The sequence below is a fragment of the Streptomyces sp. MMG1121 genome (assembly GCF_001280015.1).
GTDB lineage: Bacteria > Actinomycetota > Actinomycetes > Streptomycetales > Streptomycetaceae > Streptomyces.
In genome coordinates this window covers 169,153-192,342 of record NZ_LGDV01000238.1, presented here as the reverse complement: position 1 = coordinate 192,342, position 23,190 = coordinate 169,153, and the positions used below count along the sequence as shown (strand labels likewise).

22 protein-coding genes and 2 pseudogenes are annotated in these 23,190 nt (G+C 69.4%); 12 read left to right on the top strand and 12 right to left on the bottom strand.

The genetic code is table 11. The features are described 5' to 3' along the window. Window positions 1-12: 12 nt before the first annotated feature. Both ADK64_RS37250 and ADK64_RS37245 read right to left on the bottom strand, forming a co-directional pair. Window positions 13-951, bottom strand: a complete 939-nt coding sequence (locus ADK64_RS37250; RefSeq protein ID WP_053666498.1) for a fumarylacetoacetate hydrolase family protein — start codon at window positions 949-951, stop codon at window positions 13-15. After that, window positions 948-2,093, bottom strand: a complete 1,146-nt coding sequence (locus ADK64_RS37245; RefSeq protein ID WP_053666497.1) for a VOC family protein — start codon at window positions 2,091-2,093, stop codon at window positions 948-950. The genes ADK64_RS37250 and ADK64_RS37245 overlap by 4 nt, the downstream gene beginning before the upstream one ends. A 137-nt stretch (window positions 2,094-2,230) precedes the next feature. On the opposite strand from ADK64_RS37245, the gene ADK64_RS37240 reads away from it, so the two are divergent. After that, on the top strand, window positions 2,231-2,866 hold the full coding sequence (locus ADK64_RS37240; protein ID WP_053666496.1) for a TetR/AcrR family transcriptional regulator: 636 nt from the start codon (window positions 2,231-2,233) through the stop codon (window positions 2,864-2,866). Window positions 2,867-3,004: 138 nt separating this feature from the next. On the opposite strand, the gene ADK64_RS37235 is transcribed toward ADK64_RS37240, so the two are convergent. The 3 genes from ADK64_RS37235 to ADK64_RS37225 form a co-directional block, all read right to left on the bottom strand. Further along, on the bottom strand, window positions 3,005-3,607 hold the full coding sequence (locus tag ADK64_RS37235; protein WP_199829811.1) for a TetR/AcrR family transcriptional regulator: 603 nt from the start codon (window positions 3,605-3,607) through the stop codon (window positions 3,005-3,007). 113 nt (window positions 3,608-3,720) lie between these two features. Beyond that, window positions 3,721-4,767, bottom strand: a complete 1,047-nt coding sequence (locus tag ADK64_RS37230) for a zinc-binding dehydrogenase (RefSeq protein ID WP_053666495.1) — start codon at window positions 4,765-4,767, stop codon at window positions 3,721-3,723. 162 nt (window positions 4,768-4,929) lie between these two features. Then, window positions 4,930-8,151, bottom strand: coding sequence for a bifunctional cytochrome P450/NADPH--P450 reductase (locus tag ADK64_RS37225; RefSeq protein ID WP_053666494.1), 3,222 nt, complete (start codon window positions 8,149-8,151; stop codon window positions 4,930-4,932). A 244-nt stretch (window positions 8,152-8,395) separates the two neighbouring features. Here ADK64_RS37225 and ADK64_RS37220 point away from each other — a divergent pair, with 244 nt between their 5' ends. From ADK64_RS37220 to ADK64_RS49355, 3 genes and pseudogenes are all read left to right on the top strand, one after another. Beyond that, complete coding sequence (locus ADK64_RS37220) at window positions 8,396-9,025, top strand: TetR/AcrR family transcriptional regulator (protein WP_234384875.1); 630 nt, start codon at window positions 8,396-8,398, stop codon at window positions 9,023-9,025. A gap of 241 nt (window positions 9,026-9,266) precedes the next feature. Continuing rightward, window positions 9,267-9,584 (top strand): hypothetical protein, encoded by a 318-nt coding sequence (locus ADK64_RS37215; RefSeq protein ID WP_053666492.1) that lies wholly within the window; start codon window positions 9,267-9,269, stop codon window positions 9,582-9,584. A gap of 142 nt (window positions 9,585-9,726) precedes the next feature. Further along, window positions 9,727-9,999, top strand: a pseudogene (locus ADK64_RS49355) (FUSC family protein); the annotation flags it as partial. 360 nt (window positions 10,000-10,359) lie between these two features. Here ADK64_RS49355 and ADK64_RS37210 read toward each other — a convergent pair. From ADK64_RS37210 to ADK64_RS37200, 3 genes are all read right to left on the bottom strand, one after another. Then, window positions 10,360-10,689, bottom strand: coding sequence for an NIPSNAP family protein (locus ADK64_RS37210; protein ID WP_053666491.1), 330 nt, complete (start codon window positions 10,687-10,689; stop codon window positions 10,360-10,362). Window positions 10,690-10,730: 41 nt separating this feature from the next. Next, window positions 10,731-11,153: an SsgA family sporulation/cell division regulator gene (locus ADK64_RS37205; RefSeq protein WP_053666490.1), complete on the bottom strand. Its 423-nt coding sequence runs from the start codon at window positions 11,151-11,153 to the stop codon at window positions 10,731-10,733. Between the two features lie 241 nt (window positions 11,154-11,394). Continuing rightward, window positions 11,395-11,817, bottom strand: coding sequence for a hypothetical protein (locus ADK64_RS37200; RefSeq protein WP_053666489.1), 423 nt, complete (start codon window positions 11,815-11,817; stop codon window positions 11,395-11,397). Window positions 11,818-12,150: 333 nt separating this feature from the next. On the opposite strand from ADK64_RS37200, the gene ADK64_RS37195 reads away from it, so the two are divergent. The 3 genes from ADK64_RS37195 to ADK64_RS37185 are packed head-to-tail and all read left to right on the top strand — an operon-like array spanning window position 12,151 to window position 14,920. Next, the gene (locus tag ADK64_RS37195) at window positions 12,151-12,360 is read left to right on the top strand and encodes a ferredoxin (protein ID WP_053666552.1); all 210 of its coding nucleotides are present in this window, start codon (window positions 12,151-12,153) and stop codon (window positions 12,358-12,360) included. Further along, window positions 12,350-13,705 carry an NAD(P)/FAD-dependent oxidoreductase gene (locus ADK64_RS37190; protein WP_053666551.1) on the top strand — a complete coding sequence of 452 codons (1,356 nt, stop codon included), beginning with the start codon at window positions 12,350-12,352 and terminating at the stop codon, window positions 13,703-13,705. The genes ADK64_RS37195 and ADK64_RS37190 overlap by 11 nt, the downstream gene beginning before the upstream one ends. A 30-nt stretch (window positions 13,706-13,735) precedes the next feature. After that, entirely contained in the window at window positions 13,736-14,920 is a 1,185-nt protein-coding gene (locus ADK64_RS37185) for a cytochrome P450 (protein ID WP_053666488.1), read from the top strand. A 31-nt stretch (window positions 14,921-14,951) separates the two neighbouring features. Here ADK64_RS37185 and ADK64_RS48815 read toward each other — a convergent pair whose 3' ends face one another. The 4 genes from ADK64_RS48815 to ADK64_RS37175 form a co-directional block, all read right to left on the bottom strand. Then, on the bottom strand, window positions 14,952-15,224 hold the full coding sequence (locus ADK64_RS48815) for a hypothetical protein (protein WP_324614488.1): 273 nt from the start codon (window positions 15,222-15,224) through the stop codon (window positions 14,952-14,954). Then, window positions 15,224-15,592 carry a hypothetical protein gene (locus ADK64_RS46370; RefSeq protein WP_159046434.1) on the bottom strand — a complete coding sequence of 123 codons (369 nt, stop codon included), beginning with the start codon at window positions 15,590-15,592 and terminating at the stop codon, window positions 15,224-15,226. The genes ADK64_RS48815 and ADK64_RS46370 overlap by 1 nt, the downstream gene beginning before the upstream one ends. Before the next feature lie 353 nt (window positions 15,593-15,945). Further along, window positions 15,946-18,198, bottom strand: coding sequence for an MMPL family transporter (locus ADK64_RS37180; RefSeq protein WP_053666487.1), 2,253 nt, complete (start codon window positions 18,196-18,198; stop codon window positions 15,946-15,948). Between the two features lie 79 nt (window positions 18,199-18,277). Then, entirely contained in the window at window positions 18,278-18,982 is a 705-nt protein-coding gene (locus ADK64_RS37175) for a DUF2993 domain-containing protein (protein WP_053666486.1), read from the bottom strand. 89 nt (window positions 18,983-19,071) lie between these two features. Between ADK64_RS37175 and ADK64_RS37170 the strand changes: the two genes are divergently transcribed. From ADK64_RS37170 to ADK64_RS37150, 5 genes and pseudogenes are all read left to right on the top strand, one after another. Further along, window positions 19,072-19,743 carry a TetR family transcriptional regulator gene (locus ADK64_RS37170; protein ID WP_053666485.1) on the top strand — a complete coding sequence of 224 codons (672 nt, stop codon included), beginning with the start codon at window positions 19,072-19,074 and terminating at the stop codon, window positions 19,741-19,743. A 481-nt stretch (window positions 19,744-20,224) separates the two neighbouring features. Beyond that, window positions 20,225-20,548 carry a DUF4158 domain-containing protein gene (locus ADK64_RS37165; RefSeq protein WP_234384873.1) on the top strand — a complete coding sequence of 108 codons (324 nt, stop codon included), beginning with the start codon at window positions 20,225-20,227 and terminating at the stop codon, window positions 20,546-20,548. A gap of 15 nt (window positions 20,549-20,563) precedes the next feature. After that, a pseudogene (locus ADK64_RS49350) lies at window positions 20,564-20,968 on the top strand (Tn3 family transposase); the annotation flags it as partial. A 25-nt stretch (window positions 20,969-20,993) separates the two neighbouring features. Then, window positions 20,994-21,344 carry a Tn3 family transposase gene (locus ADK64_RS37155; RefSeq protein WP_199829817.1) on the top strand — a complete coding sequence of 117 codons (351 nt, stop codon included), beginning with the start codon at window positions 20,994-20,996 and terminating at the stop codon, window positions 21,342-21,344. Window positions 21,345-21,576: 232 nt separating this feature from the next. Beyond that, complete coding sequence (locus ADK64_RS37150) at window positions 21,577-22,314, top strand: dienelactone hydrolase family protein (RefSeq protein WP_053666482.1); 738 nt, start codon at window positions 21,577-21,579, stop codon at window positions 22,312-22,314. Window positions 22,315-23,190 lie beyond the last annotated feature (876 nt).

Sequence of the window (23,190 nt, the reverse complement as noted above, 5' to 3'; positions counted from 1 at the left end):
GGGTTGCGGCGCTCACCTCGCCTCCGTCACAGCGGTGCGCTGCTCGCCGAGGTCGATCCGCCCGTCCGGGGTGGCGATCGTGGCGGTGATGACGTCGCCATCACGAAGGTAATGGGGGTTCTTGGCCTGGCCCTTGAAGAACGCCTTCCACTTCACCGCAGGCGGCAGCAGGGCAGCGATCTTCTCGACCGGCTTGGACGGGGCCTTCAGGGCGGTGCCGCCGGGCGTGCCGGTCAGCAGCAGATCGCCTGAGTCGAGGGTCTGGAAGCGGGCGAGCAGGGTGAGCGCCTGCGCGGGCCGCACGATCATGTCGGCGAGCGTGCGGTCCTGGCGCGCTGCGCCGTTGACCGACAGCCGCAGCCGCAGGTCGATCAGATGGGCGAAGTCCTCGGGCTCCAGCAGGGCCAGGTACGGCCCCGTCGGCGTGAAGGTCGGGTAGGACTTGCTCTCGTAGAACTGGGTCTTGGTCAGCTGAACGTCGCGGGCGCTGACGTCGTTGGTGAGGACGAGTCCGGCGACGTAACGTGGCAGGTCCCGCTCTTCCACGACGGTGCCCACGGGCAGAGGGGCGCCCATGACGAGGCCGAGTTCGACTTCGTAGTCGAGGAACTTCACGTGCGCGGGGCGGACGATCGTCTCGTGCGGGCCGCTGACCGAGCCGGACGCCTTGCGGAAGAAGGTGGGCGGGATGTCGCCGGTGAAGCCCGAATCGCGGGCGTGACTGCGGTAGTTGACCATCTGGGCGACCACTCGGCAGGAGGTGGTGACCGGAGGCAGCGCCACCAGGTCGGCGACGGGCGTGCCGCTCTCGGCGGAGGCGGCGGCCTCGCGGACCGCGTCCCGGTCGACGAGCAGCTCGGCGGTGGTGACCGCCTTGGTCTCGATGCGGACGGCGCGCTCGTCCCGGACGACCCACCAGCCGTCAGGGGTGCGTAGAACGTTGGTGCTCATGAGCTCATCGCTTTCATCAGGCCCAGCAGACGTGCGGGGTCGAGTTCGTTGTCGCTCCGCAGGGCCGTCATGACCTCGCGGAGCTTGGCGGGGGACGGGTTGGCGCCGAGGAAGTCGCGGGTGACCGGCGGGCCCCACTGGGCCAGGCCGCTCGCCGACATCGGCGCCCATCCCGGTTCGAGGTCGCAGGAGAACAGGTCGCCGTCGGCGAAGTGCTCCAGCATGAAGCGGTCGGGGTCGCGCCAGTAGTCGAAGAGCTGGCTGCCCTGGACGTGCCGGCCGATGCCCCAGCTGCGCTGGTAGCCGCGCTCGGCCAGGTACTCCCCGCCGGCGGCGATCACGTCGAGGTCGGTGACCTGGTAGGCGGAGTGGACGTAACCGGTTCCGGGCCCCAGGTGCAGGGCCAGGGTGTGGTGGTCCACGGCCGTACTGCCCTGGTCGCAGCGGACGAATGCCATGGTCGGCCCGCGTCCCCGCTGCCCGTCCAGGAACAGGAAGTCGCTGACGATCATGCCCAGGGTGTCCAGGTACCAGTTCAGGGCCCGCATGAACACGCGCGTTTCCAGCACCACATGGCCGAGCCGCTGTATGCGCGACGGCTCGCGGGGCGGCCGCTGGGTGGCGTTCGTGCGGCGGCCTTCGATGCCCGTATTGAGAATCAGCGGCTGCTGCCCGGACAGAGCGGGCAGCTGCTCGGCGCAGTGCACGACCCGGACCGGGAAGCCCGAGGGATCGAGCAGGGTGACCGACTGTCCACCGCCAGGTACGCCGATGTCCCGGACATCGCTGCCGGTGGCGCGGGCAAGACGGTCCAGATCGGCGCGTTCGGCCGCGCGGAACGCGGGCCCGATGAAGCGGGACGCCGGCCCGCGGCGGATGACCATGCATGGTGAGCCCGCGAAAGTGCCGCGCAGCCACAGTTCCTGCTCGGTACGGGCGGCGATCGCGAATCCGAAGTCACGGGCGAACACCTCGGCCCGGTCCAGGTCCGGCTTCTCGAACTCCAGCCATGCCAGGTCAGCGACCTTGATGACGGGGTTGCGCGCGCGTCCGGGGTGCTCACCACGCAAGGCGCCCAGCTCGCTGTGAAGGTCTTGGTGGGGCGTCTGGAGATCGTCTCTGTTAACGGGGGTGTGGGACATGGTGTCCTCCAAGCAACACTGCCGTAATGAGGAAATCATCAACTTTGCCGTTGCTCATCGTCAATAGAGTCAGCGCAAATAATTGAGGGAATCATCAGTCATGCTGGGTTCATCGGTGAGGTTGTTACACTCGCCGTATGCCGACGTCAGCCCCGCCCAAGAACCGCTTCGAGCGGCGCCGCGCCGAGACCCGTCAGGCGCTCGTCCGCGCGGCCCGGCAGATCCTCGCTGAGACCGGGGACACCAGCGCCAGCATCCAGGCGATCGCCGAGCGCGCGGATGTGGGTTTCGGCTCCTTCTACAACCACTTCGCGTCGAAGACGGAGCTGTTCGACGCCGCGGTGACGGATGCGCTGGAGGAGTTCGGCCAGGTCATCGACGAGCGCGTACAAGGGATCGAAGACCCGGCCGAGCTCGTCGCGGCAGGCTTTCGGCTCACCGCCCGGATGGCCGACTCGCACCCCGAACTCATGCGGATCCTGCGTGATCGCGGTCTGGCCCACATCCACTCCGACCGGGGTCTGTCCCCGAGAGCGCTGCGCGACCTGGAGCGCGGTATCGCCTCGGGCCGCTTCACCTGCGCCGACCCGACCACGGCCCTGTCCGCTCTGGGAGGGACCCTGCTGTCCCTGGTGGCGTTGAGGCTGGCCCGCCCCGATCTCAACGGCGATGAGGCTGCCTCCGACCTGGCCGAGATGGTTCTTCGCATGCTCGGCGTGCCATCGGACGACGCGCACGAGGTCACCCGGCGCCCTCTGCCTGACCTGACCTGACAAGGAGAGGTGCCCGTGCCGGGTTCCGAACTCGGCACCGATCCGCTCGGTGTCGTCCAGGTCATGCGGGCCCGAGAGGTCACTGCCTCTCCGACTCGTGCAGGACGTTCCGAACGCGGAGTGCGGCCTCCTGGGGTGTTACGCCGACAGCGACGAGGAACGCGGTCGCCGTGGCCTCACCCACGTGGGATCCGTCCAGGTGGACGCGGCGTTCTCCCCGGCGAGGGCCGGCATCAGCGCTTCCAGCGCCTGGGCGAGGACAGGCGCTGGGACATGGTGTGCGAACACGCCCTCGCGCTGACCACGCCGTATGGTCGCGATGGCCTCTTCGCGGGCCGGTACCAGGTGGCCGCGGATCGCCTCCTCTCCCAGATGGCAGCGCCCCAAGGAGATGAGCATGCGGTACTGGTCGCCCACCGCCCATGCCGCCAGTGCCATCCGCGTCATCGCCTCCAGCGGGTCAGCACCCGGGAGACGGGCTACGGCGAACGCCTGTTGAAGCGCTTGGCCTGCTTCCTGCGTCAAACCGGCGATCAGCGCTTGCCGACTGCAGAAATGTCCGTAGAAGGTGCGCCGCGCGACGCCGGCCGCGAGAGCGATGCTGTCCAGACTCGCGTCGGGGTTGTCCCGCAGCATCTGCCGAGCGGTCGCGAGAATGCGTGTGCGGTTTGAGCGAGCGTCTCTGCGCTGGCGAGCATCACTGTGCTGGGCGGTGCGACCCAAAGCGTCGGGCATCTGCATGACTCCATCTCCACGCTTTCTGGCTACCGGAAAGCCGTGGGCGCCGGTGCACCCTCAAGCACCGGCGCCCACTCACCCCTGCCCAGGGTGGCTTGATGTCCTGCTGACAGGCGTCAGGGGACGAGAATGAGGCGGATCGGGTCGCCGATCTTGTTCTCCAGACGGCTGATCGCGTTTGCCGCGTCCACCAGCGGGATGTGGTCGGTGATGGAGGGGGCCAGGTCGAGGCGGCCTGCCGCGGTGAGCCGTACCAGCTCGGAGACGGACTCGGGGCTGCCGCCGTAGTGACCGCGGACCTGCTTGCACATGTAGTTGAAGGTCAGGCCCTCGGTGATGGTGAGTGGCCGGGGGGTGATGCCCACCAGGATGAGGGAGCCGCCCAGGCCGAGCACGGAGGCGGCCTGCTCGCGGACGGCGGGGACGCCGGCGCAGTCGAAGGCGAAGTCCAGGCCCCGTCCGTCGGTGGCCGCGCGGACATGGTCGGCGAAGTCGGGTGCGGCCGGGTCCAGGGCGTAGTCGGCGCCGAAGGCGAGGGCGCGCTCGCGGGCGCTGGGCAGCGGGTCGACGGCGATGATCGGGGCGGCGCCGACCAGGCGGGCGAGGCGTACGTTGTGGGCGCCGACTCCGCCCACGCCCCAGATGCCGACGGACTGGGCGGGACGGACACCTGCGGTGGTGACGACGGCGGCGTAGGGGGTGGAGACCGCGTCGGGGATGATCGCGGCCTGGTCGAAGGGGAGGTTGTCGGGGATGGGGATGAGGGTGTCCTCGCGGGCGATCACGTACTCGGCCCAGCCGCCGTCGTAGTCGATGCCGGCGGTGAGCATCTGGGTGCAGGGACGGCGGCGCACGCATCCGGCGCACTTACCGCAGGTCTTGCCGGCCTCCAGGGTGACGCGGGTGCCGACGGGCAGGCCGCGCTTGAGGTCGGGGCCGAGCGTGTGGACCACACCGGAGACCTCGTGGCCGACGGTGACCGTGTCGGAGGTCGCGAACAGCGGGACGAGGGAGCCGTCGATCAGGTGGACGTCCGAGAGGCAGACGCCCGCGGCCCTCACCTCGATGAGGACCTCGCCCGGGCCCGGCACGGGGATGGGTACCTCCTCCACGGCGAACTTCTTGCTGTCCAGGTAGAAGCGTCCGGCGAGCATGGTGTCCATGAAGATCTGCTTTCTGCGAGCGGCACCGCCCGATGGGTCGGGACATGGGTGCCATCTGGTGTCCGAGTGGCTTGTGGTGGCAGGGAGACGTACGGCCGGCAGCGGGGGATGCCGCACGCCTCCAGGCGGCTGGGGGTCACACGCCTTCACGGCGTGCGACAGTCAGGCGAAGACGTCCTGCTGGTAGCGCTCATCGGCCTCGAGCTGGGCGAGCCACTGCTGAGCGGTCTCGTCGTCGCAGCCGGTCTTCTGGCGGTAGATGGCGGCCAGTGCCTCGCGGACGGCGGGTGCCATGCGGCGGCCGTCGCCGCAGACGTAGATGTACGCGCCGTCCTCGATGGTCTGCCACACCGTGTCGGCGGCGTTGGCTATGGCGTTCTGCACGAACCGGGCGGGGTGGCCGGTCACCGCGGAGAAGGCGGTGTGGATCTGCGCGATCCCGGCGTGCTCCCAGTCCTGCATCTGCTGGCGGTAGAAGTAGTCGTGCTCCGGGTAGCGGCAGCCGACGAAGACCTGTGACAGACCGACCTGCGTGCCGTTGGCGTGCTGCCAGGCCCGCTCCTCCAGGAAGCCGCGCAGCGGCGCGATGCCGGTGCCGGGGCCGATGAGGATCAGCGGCGTGGCGGGGTCGGCGGGAGGGGCGAACGTCGGGGAGGGCACACGGACGTAGCCGTACACGACGTCCCCGGGCTCGAGTCCCGCGATGTAGGAGGAGCAGGTGCCGCGGTACTGGCCGTCGCCGGACAGGGCCGGACCCTCCAGCAGGCCGACGGTCAGGCGCACATGGCGCGGGTTGGCCGACGGGGCGGAGGAGATGGAGTAGAAGCGCGGACGCATCGGGCCCATCATCTCCAGGAAGACCGCCAGCGGCAGCTCGATCGCCTCGAAGCGCTCCAGCAGGCCCAGCACCGAGACCCGCTTGCCGAGGATCTCCTTCTGGTAGCGCTCTTCGGCCTCCTCCGTGTCGGCGGTGTACGCCTGGAGCTGCGGCCGGGTCCACGGGCACTGGGTGTACTCGGTCAGAGTCTGGATCTGGGAGCGGGTGGCCACGTCCTGCAGTTCCAGGAACTCGGTGAGCAGGATGCCGGCGGTGACCGGGGTGCCCACCGGCAGGTGGGTGCGGCCGCCGGCTGGCTGGTCGAGCCGGAGCACCTGGTCGTAGTCGACACCGAGCCGCCTCAGTGCCCGCTCCACCAGAGCGAGTTCGTTCTTGGCGAAGACGGCCAGGTGGTTGCCGGTGTCGTAGGTGACGCCCGCGGGCAGCTCGAAGGTGATGGACTTCGCGGACGGGCGCGGCGGCTCGATCTGGAAGTCCCACAGGCCGGTCGCGTCGGCCACGAGCTCCTCGTTGGCCACCACAGTGAGCGGGTACGCCTGCTCGGAGACGATGGCGGGGCGCACGTCGGACTCGGTGAGCAGCTGGACCTGGTAGCGGGGGCCGCTCGCCTCGGAGGTGTCGGCGGCGTACTCCTCGGCCAGGGTGGCCCACAGGTTGTCCATCCACCGAGTGGCCATGCCGTCGAAGTCACCGGCGGCGTCCGCGATGCCGCGCTCGACGACCGGGGTGGCGCCGGCCGCCAGCAGACCTTCCTCGATCCGCTTGGGAAATGCCTGGTAAGTGGCCACCCACTGGGTGTTGCCGGCGCCCAGCAGCGCGAACCGCACGTTCGCCAGCGCGCCCTCCGGCAGTCCGGCGGCGAGGAGGTCATCGAAGCGCTGGGCGTTGTCGGGGGCCTTGCCGTTGTAGCTGGCGGCGACGACGGCGAGGAGGCCCTCGGTGGGCAGGTTGTCGCCCAGCTCGTCCAGGCTCACCAGGGTGGTGCCGAAGCCGGAGCGTTCGCTGCGGTCGGCGATGGTGCGCGCCAGGTCCTCGCAGGAGCCGAGGCTGGAGGCATAGGCGACAGTGAGGTTGACGCCGATGCCGCTGACCGCTGTCTGCGCCTGTGTGTCGCCGGTCTGCAGGTCCGCGGCGCCGAAGACGGCCCGCTCGTGTTCCTGACGGCGACGGACGATCAGCTCGAAGTTGCCGGGCTTGCGCGTCAGCGCCTCCCGCACGTCCATCTTGTAGTCGTTGGTGTCCGAGAGCTTGAACTTCTGCAGTACCAGCGCGAGAGCGAGGCGGGCCTCGGTGAGTGCGAACTGTCGGCCGATGCAGGCACGCACGCCGTTGCCGAACGGCTTGTAGGCGTGCGGGTGCTGCTGAGCCCGCTTTTCGGGCAGCCACCGGTCGATGTCGAACTCGTCCGGACGCTCCCAGGCCGTGGGGTGTGTGTGCAGCGGGCCCTCGAGGATGTTGACCCGCGTGCCCTTCTTGAGCAGGTAGCGGCCGCCGATGACGGTGTCCTCCAGCGGAGCCTTGCCGAACGCCGGGATCGGAGCCCACAGGCGCAGGGTCTCGTCCAGGATCCGCGGGATGACGTCAAGCTGCATGATCGTGGCATAGTCCGGCACGGTGTCGCCGGGCATCAGGCGGTCCACCTCGGCGTACGCCTGGGCCAGGACGTGCGGGTTGCGCATCAGCGAGTACGTGGCGAACGACAGCAGGCCACTGGTGGTCTCGTGACCGGCGATCAGGAACGTCAGCACCTGGTCGCGGACGTTGTCGTCGGCCAGCAGCTTGCCGGTCTCCGGGTCGGTGGCCTCCAGCATCAGGCCCAGCAGGTCGTCCTCACCGGTGCCCTTCCCTTCCCGGCGCTCCTTGATCACGCTCTCGACCAGGTCCTGCATCAGCCGGATGTCGTCGCGGTACTTCCGGTCGTCTGCCTTGCGGAGCTTGGTCATCATCGGCAGCTCCTGCGAGCGCCGCAGCGACTCCACCAGCGCGCCCAGCAGCGCGTTGAGGAAGGGGTGCAGCTCCTCCTTGTCGAAGGACTGGAACCGGTAGCCGAATCCCGACAGAGCGATCGTGTCCAGCGTCAGGCGGGTGTAGTCGTCGGTGATGTTGACCGGCTGCCCCTCCTTGCGCTCCCACTTGCCCGCCAGGTTCTGGGCGATCTCCAGCATCTGCCCGAAGTACGCCTTCATGGCCCGCTGGCTGAACGCCGGCAGCAGGACACGGTGGGCCATGCCCCATTCCTCTTCGTGCTGGTGGGCGGTGAACAGGCCCGTGCCCGCGAAGTCCCGGACGTGGTGCAGCGGCGTCTTGTCGATCTGCTTGAAGAACCGCGTCTCGTCGCAGACCTCGGCCACCAGGTCCGGGTCGTAGACGAAGACCTGCTCGATGCCGGCGATGTCCATGCCGTAGATGCCCTCGGGGAACTGCTTGGACAGCTCACCGAAGTACTCCACCGGGTTGGTGTCGGGGATCTGCGGCGTGTTGCCGAGGAGAGGGATCCCACGCGGGGACCGGATGGGGCGAAGGTGGTTCGCGGAGTGCGTGGTCATGGCTTGCTCCTCTGCGTGGAGGGGGATGGGCAAGGGCGCGTTGCGCAGGTCGATGCCTGGCGCCGTACGGAAACATACGCCGTATGGAATTGGTACCGTACGGCGTATGGAAACTTGAAGCAAGCCCGGCCGCCCCTGCTGGTGCTGTGATCCAGATCATTTCCGTACACCGTATGGAACTGATACCGTACGTGGTATGGAAAAGAAGGTGAGGCGTCCCCCGCGGGGAACGAGGAAGAGAGACGTGCCTCTGACCGAGGCCGGGATCCATGCCGCCGCCCTGCGGCTCATCGACGAGGACGGGGTCGAGGCGCTCACCATGCGCAAACTCGCCACCGTGCTCGACGCGAACCCGATGTCGCTGTACCACCACGTGCCGAACAAGGAAGCCGTGCTGCGCGGCGTGGCGAGGATGGTCGGTGCCCAGTTCCGCACCGTGACACTGGAGGACGCGCCCTGGCAGGAGCGCATCCGCCTGCTCGCCATGGACTTCCGGACCCTGGCGCACCGTCACCCCGAACTGATGGCCTACTCGTTCAGCCAGCCGGACTTCATCCAGCCCGACGACCCGTTCTGGACCGCGCTCACCGCGATCGTGGCCGCTGCCGGGGTGTCGCAGCCGGACGTCCCGGAGACCGCGGCTCTCATGGTCGCCGTCGTCGTCGGTGTCCTCGGCGCCGAACTCAACGGCTCGCTCCAGCAGTGGGCGAGCCTCAAGCCCCCCGGGGCCGCTGCCGGCGCGGACGAGGTCACGGACGCAGGCCAGGCAGGCCCCGATCAGGACCACATGTTCCGGTTGGTGATCGACACGCTCATCACGGGCCTGGAAGGCCGGCTCGCCGCCGGTCGTAACGGCCAGGGCGCCGGCCGCTGAGTCGGTGGTTCCAAGGCGTCGCAGCCTGGGCACGTCCATCGTCGGGCGAGTCCAGGCCGCAACGCGCCGTGACGCACGAGGAGCACCCCTATCCCCTCCGGAAAGACCGTCCAGATGCGGCCCGCAGCGTTTCGCCGACATCCCCGGCCGTCTCGGGCTCACCTTTGCCGCCGGCGTGTTCGCCTGGGCGGTGTGCATGGCTCCGGGGCTCGGACGATCCGAGGAACCGCAGCGTCTGGCGGTGGGCAGGGTCCTGGACGCCGCCGTGCGGCTCGCCCGCACCCCGGACGACGACCCTGCCCATGCCTCGGCCTGCCGAACTGCCGACACGGCAGCAGCCGAAGCCTGGCGCACGCTGTCGCTGATGCCCGTCCGCTCGCCGGAGCACGAGGCCCTGACCCTGCTGCTGGTCCATACCGAATCCGGCGGTGTCGGCCACCAGGAGCTCGTCCGCTCGGCGCAAACCCTGCGTACGACCGCCCCGCTGCCGGATCTGATGCCGCCGGTCACAGGAGGCGACAGGGCATCGGCGCCGCTTGGGGCGGATCAGGGCCCGTAGGTCAGCCAGCTCCGCGTCAGATTCGTCTGGGCAGCGTTCCCGTCCCGGCTCCCGCCTGCTCCTCGGCGCTCGGGTCGCGGTCGGCTGCGCCCTGGCCGGATGGTCCTCACAGGCGCTGGGCGTCGGTCGACGGTACTGGGCCGTGGTCGCTGCCGCGTCGGTCTTCCAGTCCAACCTGGCCCTCACCTGGACACGCGCCCTCAATCGGGTTTTCGGTAACTTCGTCGGCCTCGCGTTGTTCGCTGCCCTGCTGCCGATCATCCGTGCCGGAGGATCACTCGCCCTCGTACTGGCGGTCCTGTTCTTCCAGGTCGCCACCGAGGCGACGATCAGCCGCGGTTACTGGCTCGGGCAGGTCTGCGTCGTCCAGATGTCCTTGCTGATCCCTCAGTTCGCGCACGAGCAGCCGGTCGGCGAGCTGCTGAGGGACCGGGCCCTCGACACCCTCACCGGCTGCGCGCTGGGGCTGCTCGTCGCCATCCGGATCTCCGACCGCCGCGCCGTGGACCGCATCGAGACGGCCCTGGCGGCGGCGAACACCTCCCGGGCGGCCGCGGCACGGTTGACGGACCCGACGTCCAGCCCCGAGCTCGCCGCTATCGCCCATGCACGTTGCCGTCTGGCGAGCGCCTTGGCCGAGTTGAGACAAGCCGCCGAGGCGGCCTCCGGCGAACGGGGGCGATGCGCCCTTCCCCGGGAGCGCATCGCCGTCGCCGAGCAGGAGAGCCGCCGGATGCTGGCCCCTCTGGCGGCGTCACTCGTCGCCGGACGGCCGTCAGCGCAAGGGGGAGTCCACGGTGGGTGTCAGCAGCGTCTCGTCGAGGCCGGCGATCTGGCCGATGTCGAAGCCCTCCATGTCCGCGCGGAATTCAGGACTCGACAGATACGCCTCCAGCCGCTCCCGCACGTCGTCGGCGTCCCTGTAAGAAACGAGGGCGTAGAGCCGGGGAGTCTCGCTTCCGGGCGCCGCGGGCACCGTCCAGACGCCGTGTGTGGTGATCCGGTGCTTGGCCATACCGGGAATGTGCTGGGCCCAGATCTTCTCGTAGGCGGAGAGCGCGTCGGGGCTGCGCAGGGTGTAGACGCGAAGCTGGTACTGGGACATAGACACTCGTTCCTCTTCTTCAGGGTGTGGATGGTCGGCGGTCAGCCTTGCGAGCGCAGGTGCGCCAGTCCGGCGTCCCAGTCGATGTGTCCGGACTCCGTGCCGCGAGGCACCTGAGCCTCGGTTTGCTCCAGGAAGGACCTGATTTCCCCCGCGGAAACCTCGAGCAGGGCGGTGTCCGCGGACGATCCGAAAGCGATGTACATCGCGGTGTCGCCACGACCCACGGCCGACCAGATCCGGACGTCCGCGCAGCCCGCGGGGCCCTTCAGGCCGTCGGCCAGAAGATCCCGCCCCAGGACCCATTCGACCGGCTCGTCGCAGTCGGCGAAGAAGATGGCGCGGACGACATAGGGATCAGTGGGCTCGTACCGAAGACGCAGGCACAGGGACAGTGAGTAGTCCCGCGAGACGACCAGCTGCACGGCCACCCGCCGCTCCACAGACTTCAAGGACTTCCTCATCGGCTTCCGCTCCTGGGCGTGCCTCGGCGGCGCCTCGCGTCCGGCCGGCGGCACAGCGGCGGTGCGGGCGGAGGCGGTACGGCGGGGCGCGGGCGCCGGACGGCACCGGCGCATCGCACGATCAGTGGGGCGGTCCCGCTCAGCCGGCGGTCGGAGACGTCGATCCCCGACCGTCGGCCTGATCCCTGCCAGTGGCAGCGATCAGGCACGCCCGGGCCCATGGCCTCGAGCAGTACCCGTCTCACCGGTCGCTGTGGCCCGGGTCGTGGTGGTTCCAGCCCCGGCCGTCGTGCTCGAAACCGTATTCGTCGTGCTGGTATGACCTGTCAGACGTCCAGCCGTGCCGCTCGTCCTCCCAGCGGCAGGAGTGACCGTCGCGGTAGAAGTGACCCTCGCGGTAGAAGCGGCCGTCGCAGTCGTGCCGGGTCGCGTCGGTGACGCGGTGCCAGCCATGGACCTCGTCGCAGGAGTAGCCCCGCTCGAGCAGGTACCCGACTCCGTTGTCCCAGCTGTGGTCGGCGGTCTCGACCTGAACGGTCGACCGCTGGACGTGCGTGGGCTCGAGGGCCGCGGCCGAGGCGGTGCCCCCGGCACCGAGGACGGAAACCCCTGCGACCGCCACGGAGGAAACAGTGAGGGCGACGCGCTTCGCGAGCTTCTTCATGATCTTTCCTTCCCGGTCGGCGCGGTCTGCGCCGACGGTTTTTCGGTCAGGCGATGTGGGGCGCCTGGCACGGTCGTGCGACTATTTCCATACGCTGTATGGAATCACCCTTCGAGTATAACCATACGTCGTATGGAAATGTCGATGTGACGTAGGCGACTGTCGTGGACGGCTTCTGCGGGAGTGGTCAACTCACGTTTGACATAGGTGAGTTGACCGATTTCGCGCCCTCGGCGCGTCGGTGGTTCCGTCCTCGCCCCGCGACATGCGGGCCCGCGGTTCCCGGCCCATGCTGGAAACGAGGGGGGTGGGACAGCGGAGGATGTGGTGACGATGCGGACCGTTGTCGACCTCACGCGCTGCCAGGGCTATGCGCAGTGCGTGTTCCTCGCGCCGGAGGTGTTCGAGCTGCACGGCGAGGAGGGACTGCTCTATGCGACGGCCATCCCTGACGACCAGGCCGAGCGCGTACGCCAGGCTGCGGCGGCCTGCCCAGTCCAGGCCATACTCCTCGGGGAAGAGGTGAGCAGTGGTGCCCGGTGACCTGAAGGAGGGCCGGATCGTCATCGTCGGCGCGTCGCTGGCCGGGCTCAGGGCCGCCGAGGCACTGCGCGAGGAGGGCTTCACCGGCCCGCTGACCGTGGTCGGCGACGAGCCCCACGTGCCCTACGACCGGCCGCCACTGTCCAAGCAGGTGCTGCTCGGTCAGGCGACGGCGGACTCCACCGAGCTGCCGATGCGCCGGGATCCGGGCGCCGAGTGGCGCCTCGGCGTGCGCGCCACCGGTGTAGATCTGCTGGCGAAACGCGTGGTGTTGGAGGAGGGGGAGTCTCTGCCGTACGACCGGCTGCTGATCGCCACCGGCACCAGGGCGCGTCCCTGGCCGAACCCGGAGGAAGGCGCCCTGGACGGCGTGTTCACCCTACGTACCCGGGAGGACGCCGCGGGGCTGGCCGCACGTTTGGACGCGCGGCCGGAGCGGGTGTTGGTGATCGGCGGTGGCTTCACCGGCTCGGAGATCGCCTCGGCCTGCCGGGAACTGGGGCTGGAGGTCACGGTCGCCGAACGAGGCCCCGCACCGCTGGTCGGCGCTCTCGGCGGCACCCTGTCGAAGCTCGCGGCCGTCATGCAGCGCAACCACGGCGTGGACCTGCGCACCGGGGTCACGGTCACCACCCTGAACGGCAACGGCACCTTCAGCGGCGCGGAGCTGTCCGACGGCAGCCGCGTCGAGGCGGACGTGTGCGTCGTCGCGTTGGGCGCGGTCCGCAACGTCGAATGGCTGGCGGAGTCCGGGCTGGCGGCGGGCCCGCGCGGAATCGCCTGCGACGCCGGATGCCGCGCCTTCAACATGTACGGGATCGTCACCGACGACGTCTTCGTGGCCGGCGACGTCTCCCGCTTCCCCCACCCGCTCTTCGGCTACCAGATGCTGTCCCTGGAACACTGGGGCAACGCCGTCGAACAGGCCGAGGTGGCCGCCCACAACATGGTCAACCCCGGGCCGCTGCAGCGCCCGCACCTGTCCATCCCGGTGTTCTGGTCGACCCAGTTCGGACTCAACATCAAGTCGGTGGGCGTGCCCACCTACTCCGACCACGTGGTCATCGCCCAGGGTTCCCTCGAAGCGCGCCGTCTCGCGATGGTCTACGGCTACCAGGGCCGGGTCACCGCAGCCGTCACCGTCGACATGGCCAAGTCCCTCGACTACTACAAGCACCTGATCGAGACGGCCGCCCCGTTCCCGCCCCCGCCCGGCGCGGCGGACCGGGCGATCGCGGCCGACATCCCGATCCCCTCCCTCGTCCCTGATCCGTCGGTGCTCTCCCACGGCCCGACCGTCGCCCTCACCGGCCATCTTCCTGACCGCCGGCTGACGGTGGTGTAGCCCGCGTCCCGCCGACCAGGAGGATCCGCCATGGAATCCGAGACCTTGCTGGCACGGATCACCGACTTCGCCAGCCGCCCCAACCCCTACCCCTTGTACGCGGAACTCCGCGAGGCCGGTCCCGTGGTGCAGCAGGCAGACGGCAGCTACCTGATCGGCACCTACCACGAGATCGCCGCTCTGCTCCACGACCCGCGGATGAGCGTCGACCCTCGTACCCGGGGAGAAGTAGCCCACAAGCCGCCCTTCCTCCGGCTCGATGATCCCGAGCACCACAGACTGCGCACGCTGGCCATGCGGCCCTTCGGACCTCCGCACAGCCCCGCCAGGGTCGACTCCATGCGGGGCGAGATCGACCGGATCACCAAGGAACTGCTGGAGCCTTTCGAGGCGGGCCGGCAGATCGACATCGTCGACGACTTCGCCTATCCGCTGCCCGTCACGGTGATCTGCCGGTTGCTCGGCGTGCCGCGCGAGGACGAACCGCTGTTCCGGGCTTGGTCCGACGCGATCGTCGCCTCCGCCGACGTCCGGCCCGAAGACGACTCCACCGAGACGGACAAAGCCGGCGACCAGGCACGGATGGAGATGGGCGGGTACCTGGTGAACCTCGCCGAACAGCGCCACGGCAAGCCGAGCGACGACATGCTCTCCGCGTTCGTCAATGAACCGGACCCGGCCCTGCGGCTCACCCAGGAAGAACTCGCCGAAACCGCCGTGCTGCTGCTCATCGCCGGGCACGAGACGACGGTCAACCTGATCACCAACGGCTCGCTCACGCTGTTGCGTCACCCCGAGCAGTTGGATCACCTGCGCCGCGAACCCGATCTGCTGCCGCGAGCAGTGGAGGAACTGCTGCGCTACGAGCCCCCGGTCCACATGCGCGAGCGCGTCCCGCACGCGGACATCGACGTCGCCGGCACCAGGATCCCGCAACACGCGTCGGTCATCCTGGCGCTGGCCTCGGGCAACCGCGATCCCGTCCGGTTCCACGAGCCCGACCGGTTCGACCCCGCCCGCCCGGACATCGAGCACCTCGGCTTCGGCAGCGGAATTCACCTCTGCTACGGCGGACCCCTGGCCCGGATCGAGGCATACATCGCGCTCAGTGCGCTGCTTCCCCACCTCGACAGCGCCCGCCTGGTCGAGGACCCGCCCCCCTACCGCCAGAACGCCATGCTCCGCGGGCCCCGCCATCTGCCCATCCAACTGTGAAGCCGCGTCGTCGGCAGACGGCACATCGTCTTCACGCCGCAGCGGGAAGGGGCCTCCGGGCGAGGTCACGGGCCTCGTCCGCGGAGACGCCGAGCATGTGCAGGAGCATCTCGGCCATCTTTCGGGCTGCATGGTCCCTGTCGGCCTCGGGTTGATGGAACCAGAGCTGCAGGAGCGCTAGCAGGTTGCCGTTGGCGGGGCCGCTTTGACGACGGGTGGCGTGTCTGTGTCCGGCCGGGTACCCACCGGTGGGTGGTGCCCTGGTGTGGTCCCGGCCGGGACCACACCAGGGCACCGGGGGCATTACGGGCTGACATTGACATAGAAGGCGACGAACTTCCGGCCCGGCAGGGATTTGTTCTCGCCCACGATGAACTTGTTGCCTCGGCAGTGGGCTTTGTCGTAGACCTTGATCTCCACGTCAGTAGCGTTGTCGGGTGTATAGGCCGCTGTGGTCGTCCCGTTCCCCACTTCGGGGACCTCGTAGCAACGGCCGTCCGGTGGGCTGGTCACGGTGACGCTGTGCTCCGCACCGTTCGCATCTTTGTAGCGGTAGTAGAAATTTCCGTCCGCGTTGGCGGAGGCGGAGCCGGGAATGGCGAGGAGCAGTGCCAGGGCGGAGACGGCAGCGGTGGGCGATGACGCGCGGACCGGCCAAGGTGGAATCCTCACGGGGCAGGTACGTGCTCAGACACCTCCGGACTGCCCAGCGCGGTCTCCGGCCAACCGTCACTTCACTCGAACCGGGATGACGAACCTGTGTCCACGCCCTGTTCGGATCGCCCCTGGCCAAGCCCGCCCTGCCCCTCCTGCGGGACGTCCGCCCCACCGTGAGGGCGGGGCGGTCGCCGTTGGGCGTCACGGCACAGTCAGGGGAACCAGCGATGCCCCGTGCCGGGTCGGCGACGAGCCGGTGAGGTTGAGGTTGGCATCCGTCCCAACTCGTCAAGCATGTGCCGAAAACAGCGGAGTCCGTGACCGGGTGACGGTCACGGCCTCCGGTCGGCTCAGTGCCGGCCGTTCTGTCAGTGCGGGTCCTCCGGGAAGGCCCTGCCGACCGGGACAGGCGGACCAGGACGAACGTCCCCGTCCGTGCCGTCCTTCTGCCGATCTGCCGCCAGCCGTTCGCCCTCGATGTCGAGGTCGGGCAGCAGACGGTCCAGCCACTTCGGCAGCCACCAGCCCGCCCGGCCCACTAGTGCGAGGACCGCGGGGACGAGCGTCATACGGACCAGGAAGGCGTCGATGAAGACTCCGACGGCGAGGGCGAAGGCGATCGGCTTGAGCATGGTGCTGCCGCCGGGGACGAAGCTCGCGAACACCGCGAACATGATGAGGGCGGCGGCGGTGACCACGCGGGAGGCGTGGCGCGAGCCGGCCAGGACGGCCTCTCGCGGTGCGGCGCCATGGACGTGTGCCTCGCGCATGCGGCTGACCATGAACACCTCGTAGTCCATGGCGAGTCCGAACAGCACGGCCATCACCAGGATGGGCAGGATGCTGACGACCGGCCCGGTCCCGGCCACGCCGAGCGCGCTCGCGAACCAGCCCCACTGGAAGACGGCCACGACGACGCCGAAGGTGGCGGCCACCGACAGCAGGAAGCCCAGGCTGGCCTTCAACGGGACGATCACCGAGCGGAAGACCAGCAGCAACAGCAGCAGCGACAGGCCGACGACGACGAGCGCGAAGGGGATCAGAGAGCTCGCCAGCCGGTCGGAGACGTCGATGTTCACGGCGGTCGTACCGGTCACCGAGACTTGGGCCCGGGTCTGCTTCTGCCAGGTGGGTGCCTCGTCGCGGATGTGCTGTACGAGGTCCTTCGTCTTCTGGTCCGAGGGCCCGGTCTTCGGCACCACCTGGATGACGGACGCGTTCCCGTGCTCGATGACCTGCGGCTTGCCGACGGCAGCGACGCCGTCGGCGGCCTTCAGATCCTTGACGAGCGTGGCGGTGGCCGCTTGCGGGTTCGCGGCACGGGAGGTGTCGGCGTGGACGAGCAGCGGGCCGTTGAAGCCGGGCCCGAACTTGTCGGAGACGGTGTCGTACGCCTGCCGCTGGCTGCTGCCCGTAGGGGCGGAACCGTTGTCGGGCAGGGCCAGTTGGAGGCTGCGGGCCGGGACTGCGACCGCGAGCAGGCCGATGAGGACGGCGAGCAGCGTGAGCAGAGGGCGGCGGATGGCGATCCTGCCCCAGCGTTCGCCCATCGTCCCGCGCCCGCCGTGTCCGCCGCCGTGGGCGGCCTGCTCGCGGCGGGTGGCGCGCGAGCCCGGTTTCGGACGCAGCCGTTCACCGGCGAAGCCCATCAGCGCGGGTAGCAGCGTGGTGGAGACGCCGACGGCGATCAGTACGGCTGCTGCACCGCCGACGCCCATGACGGTGAGGAACGGGATGCGGACCACGGCCAGCCCGCACAGCGCGATGATCACGGTCAGGCCGGCGAAGACGACCGCGCTGCCCGCCGTGGCGGTGGCCCGGGCGGCGGACTCCTCGGTGTCCATACCGGTGGCGAGCTGGGAGCGGTGGCGGGAGAGGATGAACAGGGCGTAGTCGATGCCGACCGCGAGGCCCAGCATCGAGGCCAGGGACGGGGCGGTGCTGGAGATGGTCAGCACGCCGGTGAGCGCGGACAGGCCCAGCAGGGTGACGGCAACGCCCGTGATCGCCGTCAGCAGCGGCATGCCGGCCGCGAACAGCGAGCCGAATGTGATCGTGAGGATGACGAGGGCGACGGCCATGCCCATGAGTTCCTTGGTGTGGCCGGTGCTCTTGCTGCTGCCGTACGCAGATCCGCCGACCTCGACCGTGAGCCCGGCGTCCTGTGCGGGCCGGGTCGTCTTCTCCAGCGAGGTGAGGCTGTCGTCGTGCAGGTCGGCGCGGCTGACCTGGTACCGGACCTGGCCGAGTGCGGCGGTGCGGTCCGGCGACATGACCTTGCTCTGCACCGGGTCGGTCACGCCGACGACCTGCGGAGCGTTGTCGGCCTTCGCCATGGTGACACTGACCGCCTCGGCGTACTGCGGTTCGGTGATCGTGTGGCCCTTGGGGGCGACGAAGACGATCTGGGCGCTGGTCCCGGCCGCCGAGGGCAGCTCCTTCTTGAGGGTGTCCATGGCGGTCTGGGCCGGTGAGCCCGGGACGGTGAACTCGTCGTTGGTCGTGCCGCCGAATGTGATCACGCAGGTGACGACCGCGGTCAGTATCAGCAGCCAGGCGGCCAGCACCGCCCGGCGGTGCCGAAAGGCACCGCGGCCGAGCCGGTAGAGGAGGGAAGCCATCGAAAACGTGCTCCTTGAGGGTGACTTGCGGGGTTGGGCGGCACGCGGGAACCCGCGTACGGGGCCGGGCAGCGCGGGGTCAGGTGCGGAACGCGGCGTGGCCGCCGCTCAGGGTGAGCCGAAGGCCGGTGTCGGTGACCGTGAGCCGACGCGGCCGCAGATCCAGCGGGAGGCCGGTCAGGGAGACGGTGCGGGAGACCCTGGCCGTGATCTTCTTCGCCAGGTCATCGGGGAGGGGGCTGCCGGCGAACGTGGGTCTGCCGGGTGTGACGTGGATCGTCCGGTCGGCCAGGACAGGAGTGACGGGGATGGCCAGGGCACCGGCACGGCCGATGTGCACGACCAGCCGTCCGTCCGAGGGATCGGGGACCACCACGTTGTTCAGACGGCTCCCGCCGGCGTCAGCCAGGGACACGGAGTCGACGGTGACGATCACGCTGGACGAACCGACCACGCCTCCCCTCCCGCTTCGGCGCACCTGACGCAGGTGGGCGTCGACGGCGAGGCCGGTCATGTGCCGTGCGGACACCCCGTCCGCCGTCAGCTCGACGTCCGGGAAGGTGCCCCGTGCCAGCTGCCACAGCGCGGGCGTGGCGCCCAGCCCGACGCCAGGGGTGGTGCCGAGGCGCTTGCCGGCCACGGTCGCGATCCGTTCGGCGATCAGATGCCGGACCAACGTTTCCGTCGTACCGACCAGGGCGGTCAGGGCGAGGACGGTGGCCAGGACGAGTGCCGTACGCCGTCGCGGGCGCAGCCTGGAGAGGATCCGGCCGGAAAATGTCATGACTGACACGATACACAAACTGTCATGGCTGACACTTTCCATGGGTGCGGCATGCGGAGCCGGGGCGAACGACGTGTCAGGATGAACGGGTGGTGGAGGAGCGGGCCGTACAGAACATGCAGGACTCAGACGACGTGCAGGAGATGGGCAGACGGGACCGGAAAAAGGCGGCCACCCGCCGGGGCCTGCTCCGTTCGGCCGCCCGGATGTTCGCGGAGCGCGGCTATCAGGAGACGACGGTCAAGGACATCGCCGCCGCGGCCGGTGTGACCGAACGCACCTTCTTCCGCTACTTCCCGTCGAAGGAGGACCTGGTCTTCGCCGAGATCCTCGACTTCGTACCGCTGCTCAAGGAGGAGATCGCCCGCCGCCCCGCGGACGAGCCCCCGTATCCCGCCGTGCTGGGCGGGTTGCTCGCCGCCGCCGGGCGCCTCGACGGGGGCCTCGGCATCCTCTTCGTCGGCGTGCCGCCGCGCGCCATGTCCACCGGCGCGCGGCGCGGCAGTGTGCTCGCCGGCTTCGAGGACGGCATCGCCGATGTCATCGGCGACCGCCTCGCGCGCCAGTCGCCCAACGAGCCGACCCGGACGCGAGCCCTGCGCGCCTCCGTCCTCGCCCGCGCTTCGGTCGCCGCCGTGCGTGGCGCGCTCATCGCGTTCACGACCCGCGATGACGCGCCGGCCGATCCGCCTCCCTCGGTCGAGGACTTCGCGGGGCTCCTGCACGAGGCCTTCGCCGTACTGCGCAGTGGCGGGGAGTGACGCAGGCCGACAAAGTGTCAGCCCTGTCGCATCTGTCACACGTGTCACCAAGTTCCACGGAGCCGCTGACCGTCGGTCAGCTCGGCGAGGGCCCGCCGCCGGTGGACCTGCGAGAGGACCGACACACGGTCAGTCCGGTCCACGTCGCGTGCGGGTACAGCTCCGGGCCGTCCGCGTGCGGTTGCGGGTGAGGTCGGGAAGTGCGGTGCAGACGGACCCGGACCGTACGCAGAGTCATGCGCGTCGTGTCTCCCCGGGCCGTCGGCAGGCGCTGCGTGCCGCCCCGCCCGCCCCAGCAGTCCTGTGTGTGCCGGTCGTGGCCTGCTGGCCGTGAGGTGCAGGCTACGGGCCCGACGGGGTCTGACCGAGATACGCGTCAAAGGGGCAATGAGTCGATCTTGAAGTCCTGAGCGTCCCGGCCCGTCACCCATTCGGCCCAGCGTCGTTGGTGGTGATGTTGACGTCATCTGGGGCCTGGGGGGTGACATCGATCGAGAGGACCGCGTATCCGCGGTTCAAGCGGCTGATCACCGCGCACGAGCTGCATCTCTTCTTCTCGCCGAGCCGCGATGAGCTTCAGTGGGCGGCTGATGCGACGGACTGCGATGAGCATCTGTTGGCGCTGCTGCTGATGCTGAAGTCGTACCGGCGTATGGGGTGTTTTCCGGCGCTGGAGGACGTCCCGGAGATGGTGGTGGACTTCGTCCGGCGGGCAGTGGAGCTGCCTGAGGGCACGCTGCTGGTGTACCGGGCGGAGCGGACCGCCACCATCACCGGGGCCTGGTCCGCAAGCAGGCCGGCGTGACATACGGTCCACGCGGACACACAGGGCCAGAGTTTCGCTGTCTTTGCGCTCGCCCACCTGCTGGGCTTCGACCTGATGCCCAGGATCAGGAACTGGAAGGAACTGACCTTCTACCGGCCTTCCCAGCAGACGGAGTACGTGCACATCGACGCCCTGTTCGGCGAGCCGGGCAAGCACACAATCGACCTCGACCTGATCGAGGCCCAGTTCCGCCACCTGATGCGCGTGGCCGTCTCCGTACGCGAGGGCACCATCTCCTCCTCCACGCTGCTCAAGCGACTGTGCTCCGGGTCGCGGAAGAACGCCACCTACGCCGCCTTCCGCGAGGTCGGCCGCGTGATCCGCACCGTCCAGCTGCTGCGCTACCTCTCGGGCGCGCCGCTGCGCCGGCGGGTGACGGCGGCAACCAACAAGGTGGAGTCGTTCAACCCGGTTCTCCCAGTGGATCGGCTTCGGCAACCGCGGCGTCATCGCCGACAACGACCCCATCGAGCAAGAGAAGGCGATGAAGTTCAACGCGCTGCTCACGAACGCGGTGGTCTTCCACAACGCCCTGGACACCGCGGAGGTCGTGCGGCAGCTGCTGGAGGAGGGATGGGAGATCGACCCGGAAGACCTGGCGCACATCTCGCCCTATCTGACCGAGCACATCAACCGGTTCGGCGGGTACTCCACACACGAACTCGGCATCCAGCCCGACGCGTACGACCCGAAACTCGACGTCGACTTCACCCCGCTGCGCGACCAAGACCTGACCGCCTCTGGTCTCGGCCAGGCCGCCTGCACCGTGAGGTGAACCAGCTGGTGACGCCCTTCACAGGAGCGGGCCGGGATACTCCAGAATCCTGCCGCGAGGGTCAGCCTCCAACACCGTGGCCTGGCCGAGTGATCCGATAGCGCTACCGTGGGAACGGGGTTTGTGACGGTTCTTGTGAGCCATCGCCGTATTTCGGAGGGACACCCGGGGTGTTCTGCCAGCGGCAGAACACCGGCCGGACCGGGCTCGATGATCACTACAGTCCAGTCTCATGACAACGATTTCGACGCGTACGGTCGATTATCCGGCCGACGGTTTGACGATGGTCGGGCACCTCGCGCTCCCGGCCGGTGTCGACCGCCGGCCCGCGGTCCTGGTCGGGCCTGAGGGGATGGGGCTCAGCGACGTCGAGCGCCGCCGAGCCGATGCTCTCGCCGAGCTGGGATATGTAGCGCTGGCCTTCGACCTTCACGGCGGGCGCTATTTGGGTGAACCCGAGGAGATGCTGGCCCGTTGCATGCCGCTGCTCGCTGATCCCGACCGGATGCGGGGCATCGGCCATGCGGCGCTCGACGTGTTGCGCGCCGAACCGCGGACCGACCCCGACCGGATCGCCGCCGTCGGCTACGGCACCGGGGGCGCCGTCGGACTGGAACTCGGGCGCGACGGCGTCAACCTGCGCGCGATCGGGACAGTCAACGCATTGACCACGGGCCGACCGGGCGAGGCGGCGCGCATTCGCTGCCCGGTGTGGGCCGGGGTCGGGTCGGAAGACCCGATCATGCCACCCGCGCAACGGAACGCGTTCACCACTGAGATGCAGGCCGCGGGCGTCGACTGGCGCCTCGTGGTCTACGGCGGCGCCTTGCACGCCTTCCACCACCCGCCGGTCGACCACACCGTGCGTCCCGGCGTCGGCTACCACCCACGGCACGCACAGCGAGCCTGGCGCGACGTCGTCGACTTGCTCGCCGAGTGCCTGCCCGTGACGGAGGACCTGGCGGTATGACCCAGGCAAACATGCTGGCGCCAGGCCTGGTTCGCGTCGGGCACTGACAGTTCCCTCCCTTCTAGTCCGCACAGAAGAGCCACATTCGAGCAGATGCTCGATTGTGGAGACGTATGCACAACTGCCGCAGTAAAAGCCGGATTTACTGCGACGGAGCCTCTACCGTGATTGTGACCTTCAGGGCTTCACGGCGCCGAACCTTCAGCGGTATCTGGCGTCTCGGGGGTGCGGAGGCAGTGCCGGACGGTTGCTTGGCTGGCGTCGAGGAGCTGGGCGATCTCGGTGATGGCGTGGCGGGTGGCATAGAGCCGGTGTGCGAGTGCTGCCTGTTTGTCGTCGAGTGCGGGCCGCCGTCCCGGGTGATGTCCGCGTTGTGCTGCTGCGTGGAGGCCGTCGCGCGTGCTCTCACTTCTGAATCGCTGTTCAGCCTGTGGCGAAGACTGCTGGCCACGCGGATGACCTTGGGGACGACGAGGACGTCGCTGGGCCGCAGCACGTAGGCACCGGCCAGCTGCGGTCCTTGGCGACCTCGACGGTCCGCCGGTGCACCCATGTCACGTGCGGAGCCGGGCGACGCAGAGCCAGCCCCTCGACCGGATGCCGGAGCTCCTCTGGCATCCGCCGGCGCCCGGCATCCGAGCGCCGGGCACGCACCGGGCCAGCAAGACCCCGGTCCCGGTAGGCGGCGGCCCACCGCTGGAGGGTGCGGCAGGCGATGGCCGCCTCAGCGGCGGCCCTCGTGAGCGGCAGGCCGTCCTCGATGTGCGGCCGGAGCACCGCGAACCGGCGCATCGCCGCTTCGCGCTCGGCCGCAGTCCGCCTGCCCAGCGCCGTGGACTCGATGGCGGGTGTCGCCATGCTGCCCAGCGTGCCGCC